General features: G+C 44.9%; 14 protein-coding genes. All 14 read right to left on the reverse strand.

From position 1 onward, the window contains the following. Positions 1–132: 132 nt before the first annotated feature. On the reverse strand, positions 133–1,629 hold the full coding sequence (lysS, locus tag D3H55_RS17710; RefSeq protein ID WP_240628647.1) for a lysine--tRNA ligase: 1,497 nt from the start codon (positions 1,627–1,629) through the stop codon (positions 133–135). Positions 1,630–2,051: 422 nt separating this feature from the next. Then, on the reverse strand, positions 2,052–2,261 hold the full coding sequence (locus D3H55_RS17715) for a helix-turn-helix domain-containing protein (RefSeq protein WP_119548652.1): 210 nt from the start codon (positions 2,259–2,261) through the stop codon (positions 2,052–2,054). Further along, positions 2,213–2,740: a 2-amino-4-hydroxy-6-hydroxymethyldihydropteridine diphosphokinase gene (folK, locus tag D3H55_RS17720; RefSeq protein WP_119548653.1), complete on the reverse strand. Its 528-nt coding sequence runs from the start codon at positions 2,738–2,740 to the stop codon at positions 2,213–2,215. The genes D3H55_RS17715 and folK overlap by 49 nt, the downstream gene beginning before the upstream one ends. Position 2,741: 1 nt before the next feature. Continuing rightward, positions 2,742–3,101, reverse strand: a complete 360-nt coding sequence (gene folB / locus D3H55_RS17725) for a dihydroneopterin aldolase (protein WP_119548703.1) — start codon at positions 3,099–3,101, stop codon at positions 2,742–2,744. Then, positions 3,094–3,927 (reverse strand): dihydropteroate synthase, encoded by an 834-nt coding sequence (gene folP / locus D3H55_RS17730; RefSeq protein ID WP_119548654.1) that lies wholly within the window; start codon positions 3,925–3,927, stop codon positions 3,094–3,096. Before folP ends, folB begins: the two co-directional genes overlap by 8 nt. Then, positions 3,911–4,798 carry an aminodeoxychorismate lyase gene (gene pabC, locus D3H55_RS17735; RefSeq protein ID WP_119548655.1) on the reverse strand — a complete coding sequence of 296 codons (888 nt, stop codon included), beginning with the start codon at positions 4,796–4,798 and terminating at the stop codon, positions 3,911–3,913. Before pabC ends, folP begins: the two co-directional genes overlap by 17 nt. Positions 4,799–4,813: 15 nt before the next feature. Further along, positions 4,814–5,401, reverse strand: coding sequence for an aminodeoxychorismate/anthranilate synthase component II (gene pabA, locus D3H55_RS17740; protein ID WP_119548656.1), 588 nt, complete (start codon positions 5,399–5,401; stop codon positions 4,814–4,816). Further along, the gene (locus D3H55_RS17745; protein WP_119548657.1) at positions 5,398–6,792 is read right to left on the reverse strand and encodes an anthranilate synthase component I family protein; all 1,395 of its coding nucleotides are present in this window, start codon (positions 6,790–6,792) and stop codon (positions 5,398–5,400) included. Before D3H55_RS17745 ends, pabA begins: the two co-directional genes overlap by 4 nt. A 360-nt stretch (positions 6,793–7,152) precedes the next feature. After that, the gene (gene cysK, locus D3H55_RS17755) at positions 7,153–8,076 is read right to left on the reverse strand and encodes a cysteine synthase A (RefSeq protein WP_119548659.1); all 924 of its coding nucleotides are present in this window, start codon (positions 8,074–8,076) and stop codon (positions 7,153–7,155) included. Positions 8,077–8,250: 174 nt separating this feature from the next. Further along, positions 8,251–9,165 carry a peptidyl-prolyl cis-trans isomerase gene (locus D3H55_RS17760; protein ID WP_119548660.1) on the reverse strand — a complete coding sequence of 305 codons (915 nt, stop codon included), beginning with the start codon at positions 9,163–9,165 and terminating at the stop codon, positions 8,251–8,253. A gap of 11 nt (positions 9,166–9,176) precedes the next feature. Beyond that, positions 9,177–10,064 (reverse strand): Hsp33 family molecular chaperone HslO, encoded by an 888-nt coding sequence (gene hslO / locus D3H55_RS17765; RefSeq protein ID WP_119548661.1) that lies wholly within the window; start codon positions 10,062–10,064, stop codon positions 9,177–9,179. A gap of 11 nt (positions 10,065–10,075) precedes the next feature. Then, on the reverse strand, positions 10,076–10,846 hold the full coding sequence (locus D3H55_RS17770; protein WP_119548662.1) for a type III pantothenate kinase: 771 nt from the start codon (positions 10,844–10,846) through the stop codon (positions 10,076–10,078). 487 nt (positions 10,847–11,333) lie between these two features. After that, complete coding sequence (ftsH, locus tag D3H55_RS17775; protein WP_119548663.1) at positions 11,334–13,292, reverse strand: ATP-dependent zinc metalloprotease FtsH; 1,959 nt, start codon at positions 13,290–13,292, stop codon at positions 11,334–11,336. Between the two features lie 125 nt (positions 13,293–13,417). Further along, entirely contained in the window at positions 13,418–13,966 is a 549-nt protein-coding gene (gene hpt, locus D3H55_RS25045; protein ID WP_240628649.1) for a hypoxanthine phosphoribosyltransferase, read from the reverse strand. Positions 13,967–13,976: the final 10 nt, after the last annotated feature.

The raw sequence follows: 13,976 nt of genomic DNA on the forward strand, positions 1-13,976 counted from the left end.
TGAAATGTTTTTTTGTTAACTGCCGTGTTTTGCGGCAACAGATAATAATATACCACCTATTCAGATACCATGCAATACTTTTTTGAAATAAAAATAAAAAACCCCGGCTGATGACAGCCGGGGCATTTATGATTAGTCGCGGTGGCGCATTAACGGGAATAATAGAACGTCCCTGATGGAAGGTGAGTTTGTAAGCAGCATGACCAGACGGTCGATACCGATCCCGAGTCCGCCTGTAGGCGGCATCCCGTATTCCAGTGCTTCGATGAAATCATCATCCATCATATGGGCTTCATCATTTCCTTGTTCTCTTTCTTTCAGTTGAGCTTCGAATCTTTCTCTTTGATCGATAGGATCGTTCAACTCAGTGAAGGCATTTGCATGTTCACGCCCGACAATAAACAATTCGAAGCGGTCAGTGAAGCGTCCATCTTCATCATTCTTCTTCGCAAGCGGAGAGATTTCGACTGGGTGGCCGTAGATGAATGTCGGCTGAATCAGCTTGTCCTCTACTTTTTGCTCAAAGAATTCATTCAGGACATGTCCATACTGCATAGAAGGCTTAACTTCCACTCCATGCTCTTTTGCAAGTGCATGTGCTTCCTCATCACTCATTTCCTTCCAGAAGTCTGCTCCTGTATGTTCCTTAACGGCATCCGCCATGTGCAGACGCGTCCATTGCGGTTCAAGGTTCACTTCATACTCACCGTACTGTACAGTAGTGGAACCAAAAACTTCTTTCGCAATATGAGCAATAAGATTCTCAGTAAGGGCCATGATGTCACGGTAGTCGGCATATGCTTCATACAGCTCGATCATGGTGAATTCAGGGTTATGGCGGGTGGACACACCTTCATTACGGAACACTCTTCCGATTTCATAAACTTTTTCCATTCCGCCTACAATCAGCCTTTTCAGGTGAAGTTCAATAGCGATACGCATATATAATTGCATATCCAAGGCATTATGGTGCGTAATGAACGGACGGGCAGATGCTCCCCCTGCGATTGCATGCATCATTGGCGTTTCCACTTCCAGATATCCGTTGTTATCCAGGTACCTTCTCATGGATTGGATGATTTTACTCCGGGCAATGAATGTCTGTTTGCTTTCCTGGCTTGTGATCAAGTCAAGATATCTTTGACGGTAGCGCTGCTCCACGTCTTTTAAGCCGTGGAATTTCTCCGGCAGCGGCCGGAGTGCCTTTGTCAGAAGGATGAATTCCTTCGCTTTAATGGACAGTTCACCGACTTTGGTTTTGAAGACTGTTCCCGTAACCCCGATAAGGTCACCAAGATCCGCTGTGTTAAAGACTTCATATTCATCATCGCCGACCGCATCTTTGCGGACATAGATCTGAACTTGGCCTGCTAGGTCCTGGATATGGGCAAAGCCCGCTTTTCCTTTTCCTCTTTTGGTCATGATTCTTCCGGCTAAAGTCACGGAAGCTTCTTTCTCTTCCAATTCTTCTTTTGTGAAAGAGTCGAACTGTTCTTTTATTTCTTGGGAAGTATGTGAACGATCGAAACGTTTACCGAATGGATCCAATCCTTTTTGACGAAGGGTATCCATTTTTTCACGTCTCACCCGCAGCTGGTCATTGATTTCTTCGTGACTCATTACTTTCACTCCTATTCTGTCTGCTAGTTTTAAATAAAGCTGTTTCCGTTTTTATTGTTCCGAAACAGCACGAACTTCATTTAGCTTTTACGAGAAGAGCCTTAATTAAATTAGCTTATATGATTTTATACCCTACTATTTTACACAATATATGTATTTCGAACACCCCTAAAGGTCTTTTTAATTGAAAAAGGTTGAAATCCACAGGATATCTTCTCCAAACTAAAAGGCGGATGACCGGTTCTTAATAGTAAGCAGAATTCACGGCACGCAAAGCAGACAGCTGCCTGCGTTCCGCAAGGGGAGATTCAAAGAAAAAAGGACCGACAGCCAATAAGCTTTCAGTCCGACTCAGGCTAACCTCCTGAATATATCTTTGCTATTAGGATCTCTTTCATAAACTTTGCTGCTCTTTAGAAGTTCCACGTATTCTATTCGTCAGAAGGTTCAAGGTCTTCCCGTTGTATTCCGAGGATTTCCGCTACGTTCTTAAGGAAGTCTTCAGTCGGCAGACGGCTGCCTCTTTCGATTTCACCGAGAACAGAAACGGAAATGCCAAGTTTTTTGGCTAGTCCCTCCTGGGTCAAGCCTTTCAGTTTTCTGAATGCACGTATTCGTCTTCCCCATTTATCTGTTTCCATAACCGAACTCCTTCTTTATCAGGTATTTCATCCAGAAGAGCACTCACAGGGGTGTTGAACTTAGGGTGGTTGATTGTCTGGGACAACTCTGTCAGAGGCACGAGCACAAATGCGCGTTCATGCATCCGTGGATGCGGAACAATCAGGTCTTCTTTTTCAATATTTTCTTGATTATAGAGCAATATGTCAAGGTCTATGGTACGCGGTCCCCATCGGAACTCCCTTTCCCTCCCAAGATCTTTTTCAACACGAAGACACTGCTGCAGCAGTCTCTCTGCTGACAAGGATGTCCTTACTTTCAGCACCAGGTTCAGAAACTGGCCTTGTTCTGTAAAACCGACAGGGTCAGTTTCATAGATGGAAGAAATCCCTGCCACTTCTATTTCCGGGTCTTGATTTAACCGCTTTATGGCCTCTTTTAAATATTGCTCCCTGTTTCCTTCATTTGACCCCAATGAAAGGTATGCGATAGACTCCATTTCAGCGCCCCCTGATGATCTCAACTGATACTGAACGGTAATGTCCCGGGATCGGCGGATCTGGTTTAATCACCTCGATGGTACAGTTTTCGACTTTAGAGAATCCATCAAGAATCCTTTCCGCCAGTTTTTCTGCCAATGCTTCAAGCAGCTTATACGGTTTCCCCTCTACTACATCCTTGCAGAGTGAATAAACCTCACCGTAATTGACCGAATCCCCGATATCATCTGTCCTACCTGCTTCCGATAGGTCTACATCAAGTGTCACATTCAGACGGAATCTCTGGCCAAGCTTTGTTTCCTCAGGAAAAACACCATGGTAGCCGTAAAATTCCATTTCATTCACTTTGATTTTATCCACCATATTCACCCTTTCCAAGCATGGCATCCATCATGCCTGCCATTCTTTTGATTTCTTTCACATCATGGACGCGTACCAATTGGCAGCCCTTCTGAATTCCAAAGCATACTGTCGCACCCGTTCCTTCCATGCGTTCCTCAACAGGGAGGTCCAGAATCGTCCCGATCATCCGCTTTCTCGATGTTGCCAGCAGGACAGGGAAATCCATGTCTACAAGGCGGTCAAGATTCCTCATCATTTCCAGATTCAGCTTAAGGTCTTTAGCAAATCCAATTCCCGGATCAAGGATGATGTTCTCTTTCGGCACCCCTGCCCCGAGCGCAATATCGATACTTTCCTGTATATCATTTAAAGCATCTTTTATAAAATTTGTGTAGTCCATATTTTCCCGGTTGTGCATGAGGATAATCGGGACATTGAATTCAGCAGCCACTACCGCAATCTCAGGGTCCCGCTTGGCACCCCAGACATCATTGATGATATGGGCCCCTGCTTGAAGTGCTTTCCTCGCTGTACCCGCTTTGTATGTATCTATTGAAATAGGGATATCCACTTCTTTTGAGATGGCTTCGATTATCGGGCAGACTCTACGGATTTCCTCATCTTCCGGTACAGGATCATGACCAGGCCTGGTCGATTCTCCCCCGATATCAATGATGTCCGCTCCTTCTGCAGCCATCTCCTTGGCACGCTGGACCGCATGTTCCAATCCATTATACTGGCCGCCGTCTGAAAAAGAGTCTGGCGTCACATTCAGGATACCCATGATTTGTGTGCGATTTTGATAGTCGAGCTGGTAGGGTCCCGCTTTAATCATTGAAGTCATTTCTGTCAGCTCCCCGCAGTTCATTTTTCGTAGACAGCATCCCTGAGTGCTGCTCATAATAAGTATAAAGGGCGTTGGTGATTCTTCCGTTCTTACCAGGGTAGCCCTTTCCGGCGAAAGATCGGATCGGGATGATTTCCTGGACAGAGTTTGTAAAGAAAGCTTCACTCGCATGAAGGAGATCTTCCAGTCTGTACAAGCCTGACTCGCAGGGGATCCCTGATCTATTAGATAACTCAATAATATACTCCCTGGTAATTCCATTCAATATTCCTGTCTCGAGTGAAGGCGTAAAGAGCTTCCCTTCCCGTACCCAGAATATGTTCGATGTGATTCCTTCAGCAATATAGCCCTCTTTTGTTAAAAACAGGCCTTCTTTTCCCGGGTCTCCTCCAACTTCCCTTTTCGCTGCTATATTATTGAAGTAGTGATGAGATTTAAGCCTTACTGGCGTTTCAGGCGTATTCCTCGCAAGCTCAAGCAAAACAGCTTCCTTCTCCCTGAGAGGTTCCAAAGGGGGAAGCTTTTTTTGGAGAAGAAGGATATTCGGTTCTTCGTAAGGTTCAGTCCGCAATCCTATCTCCCCGACCCCTGCTGAAATATTCAAACGGAGGTAGGAATCTTGCAGGTCATTCTTTTCAGAAAGGGAAGATATCATGCCGGATATATCAAGTGTCTTCAAGTCCAAGTTGATGTTCAGCATCTTCAAGCCGCTTTGCATCCGCTCCAGATGGTCTGTCAGCAAAAAAGGATGGCCGCCATACGTCCTCATCGTTTCAAACAAGCCCATCCCATACAGAAAGCCATGGTCAAAGGGGGAAATCCTCGCTTCTTCTTTATTAAGGATCTTCCCGTTGAAAAATACATACATAATCCTGCCTCCCTCCTAAACGGTTAAAGCAGCCGTTTTATGCGCCTTAAGAAAATTCGCGAGCAGACGTTTCCCTTCCTCTGTGATGATGGACTCCGGATGAAATTGGACTCCCTCGATGGGAAGGTGCCTATGACGGACAGCCATGATTTCCTCAGCATCTGTATGAGCGGTTATCTCAAGGCAGTCCGGAAGTGTTTCTTTTTCCACGATCAATGAATGGTAACGTCCGGCTTGAAACGGGTTTGAAATCCCTTCAAACGTCGTCCTCCCGTCATGAGTGACAGATGAAGTCTTACCATGCATCAACCTTTCCGCTTTCACTACCTTTCCTCCAAACACCTGAGCAATGGCCTGGTGGCCAAGGCAGACGCCGAATATAGGGATTTTTCCGGCAAAATACTCAATTGCCTGGAGGCTGATCCCTGCTTCGTTCGGAGTGCATGGACCTGGTGAAATCATCAAATAATCAGGTGCGAGCAGCTCGATTTCAGCAATGTTGATTTCATTGTTTCGCTTGACGACTATCTCCTCGCCGAGTTCTCCTAAAAATTGAACGATGTTGTATGTAAAAGAATCAAAGTTATCAATCATTAAGATCATACGTTTGCACCCTCTGCTAATTCTTTTGCTTTCCAAACCGCCTTTGCCTTTTTCAAAGACTCTTCGTATTCATGCTTTGGATTGGAATCTATGACTACACCGGCACCAGCCTGGATATAAGCCTGTCCATCTTTCGCAAACAGCGTCCGGATGACGATGTTCAGTTCCATATCTCCGTTATAACCGATCCAGCCGATGGAACCTGTATAGATCCCTCTCCTCACCGGTTCCAGTTCTTCTATGACTTCCATTGTCCTTACCTTAGGAGCCCCGGTTATGGTTCCTCCCGGAAAAACAGACCTGATTAAATCCTTGCCGTTTTTATTACTCGCTATTAGTCCCCTTACATTAGAGACGATATGCATCACATGGGAGTACTTTTCTATGACCATGAATTCGTTTACTTCAACCGAGCCGTACCGGCATACCCGGCCAAGGTCGTTTCGTTCAAGGTCCACCAGCATGACATGTTCGGCCCGTTCCTTTTCATTCTGGATCAATTCAGCCGCAAGCCTTTGGTCTTCGGCTTCATTTCTACCACGTGACCGTGTGCCGGCAATCGGCCTGGTGCTGACCTCGCACCCTTTCTTTTTCACCAAAAGCTCAGGCGATCCTGATGCAATTTGAAAATCGGGGGTATGAACATAGCTCATATAAGGGGATGGATTCAACTCCCGAAGCTTCTTATATATTTCATAGGGGGAGGCACTTAACTCCTGGGACTGACGCACAGATAGGTTGACCTGAAATACATCCCCTTCCCTGATATAATGCTGGATTCTTTCTACCGCTGAAATGAATTCATCCTCATCCATGGCGACTTTCCGATCAATCGGAAAGTTGCCTTCAGGGACTTTTTCTTCATGAAGGGACTGTTCAAGCGCTCCCTTCCATCCATCTGAATAACCGGCAAAGGTTTCGGCACCTTCTCTATCAGCCATAACCCAGATCTCTTCCGACTGATGGTCATATACGGCCCATTGATCGAACACCATATAATAGAGATCTGGAGTTTCCAAATCATCCTCAGCCTTGGATTCCAGCCTCTCTATCTGCCGGACATAATCATAGCTGATAAACCCAATGGCCCCGCCCTGGAAATCAGGAAGCAGCGGATCCCTCTCCTTGTGTCGTTTATGCAAATGGCTGTATAACACATCGAGCGGATCTCCATCCATGAACTCGATACTCCCATTTTTTATTATCTTCACTCTATTATCCTTCGCATCCATTATGGATGCAGGATTAAACCCGGCAACACTGTATCTCCCTCCCCGTCCGCTTTCCAAGAGGATGTGGTGGCTGATATCCTCAGTCAGGAGTTCATAGGCTTGGAAGAAGGCTGTTTTTGAAGAACGGATTTTTTCATAAAGAAGTTGTTCAGTCTCCATGGATGGCTCACTCTCCTAGTAATTCTCTTCTTCCATCATACATGAATACGAGCGCTGTTTCATAGTTAAAATACACAGTTATCCACTGGGTAACGGTGGTACTTGGGCATTCAGACTTTTTTCAAAAAAGCTGTCTTGCCTACGAATTGGCGTTTCCGGAAGAATTCCATAAGCCGGATTTCCCCCGGGGAACTGGAGTGGTTATCAAGGAATTGGCAGAGAGTCTCTATTCTTTCTTGCAGGCCGGGATTTCCAGAATGAATCAGAGTGTTATCTTTCATTTGACTATCAGCGAATTCTAAGAAAAGAGCCTTTAAAAAGCACAAAAAAGGACCAGGAATAATTCCTGATCCTTGAGAATCAATCTTCAAATTGATACAGCGGAGTACTGAGATATCTTTCACCATTACTAGGGATGACCGCCAGTACTTTCTTTCCTTTGCCGAGTTCCTTGGCAACTTTCAATGCAGCACTTATGGCTGCACCTGACGAGATTCCGCCGAGGATGCCTTCTTCCTTTGCAGCACGGCGCGCATATTCAAATGCTTCCTCATTTTGGACAGTGAGAACCTCATCATACACCTCAGTGTTCAACGTGTCAGGTACAAACCCTGCTCCAATCCCCTGGATTTTATGAGGGCCTGGGTTTCCTCCGGATAGAACCGGGGAATCCGACGGTTCAACAGCGTAAATTTTTACATTCGGAAAGTTTTCTTTCAGTACTTGGCCTGCACCAGTAATGGTACCGCCAGTGCCGATACCTGAAATGAACGCATCAAGGCTGTCCATCTGCTCCACAATTTCCTTTCCTGTCGTTCTGCGGTGAACTTCAGGATTCGCTTCGTTTTTGAACTGCTGAGGCATGAAGTATCCTTTTTGATCAGCCAGCTCTTCGGACTTCCGGATAGCACCGCCCATTCCTTCAGATCCGGGGGTAAGCACTAATTCTGCCCCATAAGCGCGAAGAAGGTTCCTTCTCTCCATACTCATCGTATCCGGCATGACAAGCACGGCTTTATATCCCTTGGCAGCAGCGACCATTGCAAGTCCGATGCCTGTGTTGCCGCTTGTAGGTTCAACTATCGTATCGCCGGATTTTAATTTCCCGGATTCTTCTGCAGCTTCAATCATCGCAAGGGCGATTCTGTCTTTAACACTGCTTCCAGGGTTCATATATTCCAATTTCAAATAAACATCTGCACTGTTCTCGTCTACGAGGCGGTTCAGTTTTACAATTGGCGTTTGACCTACTAGATCTGTGATGGAGTTTGCTATTCTTGCCATATTACCCCTCCTAATCCCAAGTAAATTGATTGGGTTTTAGTTAAAATTATCAATTTTCTGTCAAAGTGTCAATTAATCGGATTGAAATGATTTTCCTTCCTTAAACTTCACTACTAAATAGGTAGTATTTGAAAAAAGAAGCAGGCAGTAACCTGACTTCTTTTAGATAATAGATTAAAGGCTCTCTTTATAAAACCACTCAACATTTAATTCTTTCCAGAAGTCTTCCGGTTTCATTGATTTTTCAACTTGCTCCATAGCGAGTCTCCGGCGGATTTGGTCTTTCACATCTTTCAGGGAATAATCATGGGGATCAAGCTTATCGTTCAGAAGGAAGATGTAATACTTCCCTTCCAGCTCTACCACCTTTGATAGTTCTCCCTTATCAAGCGTTTGTATTACATCGGCTGCATCCCCTGATAATATATGCGACCCGGCAGGGATATATCCGATATTTCCGCCTTGGACAGCTGAAACATCATCAATGGATCTTTCCATTGCAAGGGCCTGAAAATTTGAACCGTCTTTAACTTCTTTTGCCATTTGCTCTGCTTCTTCCCGGGTCTCCGCAACGATTTGTGATAGGTTGAACATTTCAGGGATTGAATATTGGTCTTGATTCTCGTTGTAGTATTTCTCAATTTCCTTATCCGGTATATCCACGTCTTTCGTGACGATTTTCTCCAAAAGCAGCTCGGTCCTGACTCTTTCCTTTAATATTGCTTCACTGCCCATTAAATCTTTATCGTAACTGTTATAGATACTTTTTATTAAGGTGATTTCCTTATCAAGTTCTTCATCCGTCACCTTAATATCATATTTTTCCGCAAGCTGTCGCATCACTTTATGATTGATCAGCTCTCTCAGGACTTCTTTTCCATAACGCTGCTCCATTTCATACATCCACGATTCCCGGCTGATGGTCTCTTTTCCTACCGCAGCTGCTGTTTCGGTTCCAGCCAGCCTTGAAGAGCCTGCGTCCGCTTCTGATTTCGCGAAATAAAGCAGCAGTGTCACAGCATTGGCAGCCAGCAGAATGAATATAATTCCCACTAAAACCGATCTCTTCAATCTCACCTTTGCACCCATCCCCTTAGATGTTACTGCAGATTATTCCCCTCATTTTTCAACTCAGTCAATTCATCAGCAGAATAATGATACGTCTCATTACAGAAATGACATTGGGTTTCTGCTCCGCCTTCTTCATCAATCATTTCCTGGATTTCATCCGGACCCAGACTTGCAATCGCTGCCCCAAAACGTTCCTTTGAACAACGGCATTCGAATTGAACACCCATCTTATCAAGAATCTTTACATTCTCCTCACCAAGAAGTTCGAAAAGCAACTCTTCCGGAGTCAATCCTTTTTCAATGAGCTTTGAGACAGGTGGGATTGCCTGCAGCCTGTTCTCAATTTCCGTAATTGTTTCATCAGGCGTACCCGGCATCAATTGTATGATAAAACCGCCTGCAGCAAGAATTGTATTGTCAGGATTGACCAGTACCCCAACACCAACTGATGACGGCACCTGTTCAGAGGTTACAAAATAATAGGTGAAATCCTCGCCTAGTTCACCTGAAACAATCGGTACTTGTCCGGTAAAATGATCACGCATACCGATATCCTTTACGACTGATAATGTGCCTGAAGTCCCTACAGCTCTTCTGACGTCCAGTTTTCCATGCTCATTCAAATCGAAATGGACATGAGGATTGGTAACATAGCCTCTTACATTTCCTTTTGCATCGCTGTCTACAATAATAGCGCCGAGCGGGCCGTCCCCTTCTACTTTGATCGTTAATTTCTCTTCACCTTTCAACATGGCACCCATCATGACTCCTGCACTCATGGATCTCCCGATAGCTGCAGATGCAGTCGGCCAAGTACCGTGCCTTCTCTGCGCCTCATTTATTGTATCAGTGCTTCTTACTGCATAAGCCCTGACTTGTCCATCAAATGCTAAAGCCTTCACTAAATAATCGCTCATATCATTTCCTCCTATACTATGCTGTTTCTTTCGTAAATGAGCTTCAAACCTTTTAATGTCAGAAATGGATCTACCACATCGATGACATCCGACTCTTTTGAAATTAACTGGGCAAGTCCGCCAGTAGCGATGACCAATGGATTACTGTCCCCTGTCGCTTTCATTCTTTTTACGATGCCTTCGACTTGTCCTACATATCCGTACAGAATTCCGGACTGCATCGCAGAGACGGTATTCTTTCCAATGATATGTTCTGGCCGTCCGATTTCGATTCGTGGAAGCTTCGCAGCCTTCGAATAAAGCGCTTCAGTCGAAATGCCGATTCCAGGTGCGATCGCCCCTCCCATATATTGCTTATCTTCATTGATATAGCAGTAGGTGGTCGCCGTACCGAAATCAACGATAATCAACGGCCCGCCATACTCTTTTATCCCTGCCACTGCATTGACAATACGGTCAGCACCGACTTCACGGGGATTTTCATATTTTATATTCAATCCTGTTCTGATTCCAGGGCCTACTACCAACGGTGTAACGTCAAAATATTTTTTGCACATTCTTTCCAAGGAGAACATAATAGGGGGAACTACAGATGATATGATAATCCCTTCGATATCATCCAATGATAATTGGACATGTTCAAGAAGGTTTTTCACAATCATTCCATATTCATCTTCTGTTTTATGGCGATTGGTTTCCATACGCCAATGATATTTTAATTCGTCCCCTTCATAAACTCCAAGCACTATATTGGTATTCCCTACATCCAAGACAAAAATCACTTTTTTCACCTACTAATACATTGATTTTATTCTGCCAACATCATACCACAATTGCATCCAATTGGTGAAAACTGTTGTCTTGTAAAACATCGTTTTCGGTTCGTGTTTGGAAGTCCGTTGATCTCCGTTCCGGGATTCACGACTTCGCGGGGCGGGCGTTGAACTAAAAAGCGGAGGCAGCCGTTTAGTGACGGATAGATTGGTTGGCTGTCGCTTGTGATAAAAGAAATACAATGAACCACGAGAGTTGCGTGGACTTATCTCAACGAGGGAGAACCAATTCTCCCAGGCTGTGGCCGCTGGAGGTCATGAACCCCTCCACTCTAATCAACTTTGCAGGTATAGCTTAAAAAACAACAAGGTGTGTTCAGTTATTAGCTGTTTCCCTCTAATTGTTGAGTCTTTTCATAGGAGTATCTTGCACACTTATACCTGACTAACAACGCGCACAAAAAAGACACCAGCAGACTGGTGTCTTTTTCTGTGACTATTCTTTCTTGTCATCTTCGACTGACTCTTCTGATGTTTTTTCTGTTTCATCCTTCTTTTGGATGTTCACTTTCACATCATCATTTTTGTCAGAAACTTTATCAGGTTCACCGTATCCGCGGTCTGGCAGTTTACCGTGATCCATTAGATGTTTGATCTGGCCGGCATCCAATGTTTCAACATCCAACAATGTTTTGGCGATAAGTTCCAGTTTTTCGCGGTTTTCTGTAAGGATCTTTCTGGCTCTTTCATAAGATTCCTTGATGAAGCGCTGAATTTCAAGATCAATCTCATATGCGATTGCATCTGAATAATTTTGTTCGTTGTTAATGTCTCTTCCAAGGAATACCTGTCCGCCTTGTGTGGAACCGAACTGAAGTGGTCCAAGTTTCTCACTCATACCGAACTCGGTAACCATTCTGCGGGCGATGCCTGTCGCACGCTGGAAGTCATTATGTGCGCCTGTGGATACTTCACCAAAGATGATTTCTTCAGCTACACGTCCGCCAAGCAATCCTGTGATTTTATCGAGCAGCTCCGGCTTTGTCATGAAGTAACGATCTTCTTTTGGAAGCATTACGGCATAACCGCCAGCCTGGCCGCGCGGTACGATTGTAACTTTGTGAACCATATCTGCCTCATCCAGTATAAGTCCGATAACTGTATGACCGGCTTCGTGGAATGCGACGATTTTGCGTTCCTTTTGAGAGACAACTTTGCTCTTCTTGGCAGGACCGGCAATGACGCGGTCTGTTGCTTCATCAATATCACGCATGTCAATTTTCTTTTTATCCGAACGGGCAGCTACCAGCGCCGCTTCGTTCAACAAGTTCTCCAAATCTGCTCCGGAGAATCCAGGTGTTCTCATTGCAATCGCTTTTAAGTCCACGGAATCATCAAGCGGTTTGTTTCTTGCGTGCACTCCCAGCACCGCTTCACGGCCCTTGACATCAGGACGGTCAACAGTGATTTGACGGTCAAATCGGCCAGGACGCAGCAAGGCTGGATCCAAAATATCCGGACGGTTCGTCGCAGCTACGATGATGATTCCTTCGTTCGCTCCGAATCCATCCATTTCAACGAGCAGCTGATTCAACGTCTGTTCACGCTCATCGTGTCCTCCGCCAAGACCTGCTCCACGCTGGCGTCCCACTGCATCAATCTCATCTATGAAGATGATACACGGGGCGTTTTTCTTTGCATTTTCAAACAAGTCACGTACACGTGAGGCACCGACACCGACAAACATTTCTACGAAGTCGGAACCACTGATAGAGAAGAACGGTACTCCTGCTTCTCCGGCAACGGCACGTGCAAGCAATGTTTTACCTGTACCCGGAGGTCCAACAAGAAGAACCCCTTTAGGAATACGTGCGCCGACTTCAGAGAACTTTCTCGGGTCTTTAAGGAATTCCACGACCTCGACAAGTTCGTTTTTCTCTTCGTCCGCTCCGGCAACATCTTTGAAGCGGACCTTTTTCTTTTCTTCGCTGTAAAGCTTGGCTTTACTCTTACCAAAGTTCATGACACGGCTTCCGCCGCCCTGGGCCTGGTTGAGCAGGAAGAAGAAAAGAATAAAGATAATGACAAACGGTATGATTGTGGTAAAGAAAGATACCCAGCCGCTTGTTTCCTTAGCCATCAGGACATCGACTTCAATGCCGCTTTCAGCTGCAGCTGCATTGATACGTTCCAATACTCCTGCATCATTACCCAGTACATTTGTAAGGAAATATTGCTCCTCACTATATCCGGTCAGTTTTCCCCTAACCTGATAAACCCCTCTTTCAGGCTGGATGGAGAACGACTCTACCTCACCATCTTCCAAGTGAGTGATGAATTCGTTATATTTAATGTTTTCTGTTGGCTCGTTGCTGTTGTTAAAGTAACTCACCACACCTATTATGACGAGAAATACTAGTAAGTAGAATATGGTGTTTCGAAAGATCCGGTTCATCCCTTACCTCCTCCCACGGTAAAAAAGCTATATAAAATAGTATCATAGAAAATCATGGTATTACAACAAATTAGCTGTCTTGAAGGGCACATACTTGCAGTAGCACATCCTTCTTTAGAATATACTTATTCGCCGGTTGTATACACTTCAGGTTTAAGCACTCCGATATATGGCAGGTTACGGTACTTTTCTGCGTAATCAAGTCCATATCCGACTACAAACTCATCTGGTACGAGGAACCCTACATAATCGGCCTTGATATCCGCTTTTCTTCCGGACGGCTTATCCAAAAGGGTCACGATTTTGATTGACTTTGCTTTACGATAGCGGAACAGCTCAACGAGATAGCTAAGAGTCAAACCGCTGTCAATGATATCTTCGATAATAAGGATATCTCTTCCCTCTACCTTAGTGTCAAGATCCTTGACGATCTTCACTTCGCCGGATGAGACGGTTGAGTTCCCGTAACTGGAAACATCCATGAAATCCATTTCCAAGTATGTATCCATCCGTTTAAGCAGGTCACCCATAAAAGGCATTGCACCTTTTAAAACACCGATTGCCAGAGGAAAACCGTCTTTGTATTCCTCAGTAAGCTCGGCACCCAGCTCCTTGACTTTCTCTTGAAGTTCTTCTTCTGAAATAAGCACTTTCTCAATATCTTTGTTCAACACTTGGTCTGCC

Origin of the sequence: Bacillus salacetis (assembly GCF_003581585.1) — a bacterium.
Classification (GTDB): domain Bacteria; phylum Bacillota; class Bacilli; order Bacillales; family Bacillaceae_B; genus Rossellomorea; species Rossellomorea salacetis.

Excerpts from the sequence above, each read along its gene's own strand:
- D3H55_RS17715 (WP_119548652.1), bottom strand. The coding sequence starts at position 2,261 with ATGGAAACAGATAAATGGGGAAGACGAATACGTGCATTCAGAAAACTG.
- D3H55_RS17745 (WP_119548657.1), bottom strand. The coding sequence starts at position 6,792 with ATGGAGACTGAACAACTTCTTTATGAAAAAATCCGTTCTTCAAAAACA.
- ftsH (WP_119548663.1), bottom strand. The coding sequence starts at position 13,292 with ATGAACCGGATCTTTCGAAACACCATATTCTACTTACTAGTATTTCTC.
- pabA (WP_119548656.1), bottom strand. The coding sequence starts at position 5,401 with ATGATCTTAATGATTGATAACTTTGATTCTTTTACATACAACATCGTT.
- cysK (WP_119548659.1), bottom strand. The coding sequence starts at position 8,076 with ATGGCAAGAATAGCAAACTCCATCACAGATCTAGTAGGTCAAACGCCA.
- folK (WP_119548653.1), bottom strand. The coding sequence starts at position 2,740 with ATGGAGTCTATCGCATACCTTTCATTGGGGTCAAATGAAGGAAACAGG.
- folP (WP_119548654.1), bottom strand. The coding sequence starts at position 3,927 with ATGACTTCAATGATTAAAGCGGGACCCTACCAGCTCGACTATCAAAAT.
- D3H55_RS17760 (WP_119548660.1), bottom strand. The coding sequence starts at position 9,165 with ATGGGTGCAAAGGTGAGATTGAAGAGATCGGTTTTAGTGGGAATTATA.
- hslO (WP_119548661.1), bottom strand. The coding sequence starts at position 10,064 with ATGAGCGATTATTTAGTGAAGGCTTTAGCATTTGATGGACAAGTCAGG.
- pabC (WP_119548655.1), bottom strand. The coding sequence starts at position 4,798 with ATGTATGTATTTTTCAACGGGAAGATCCTTAATAAAGAAGAAGCGAGG.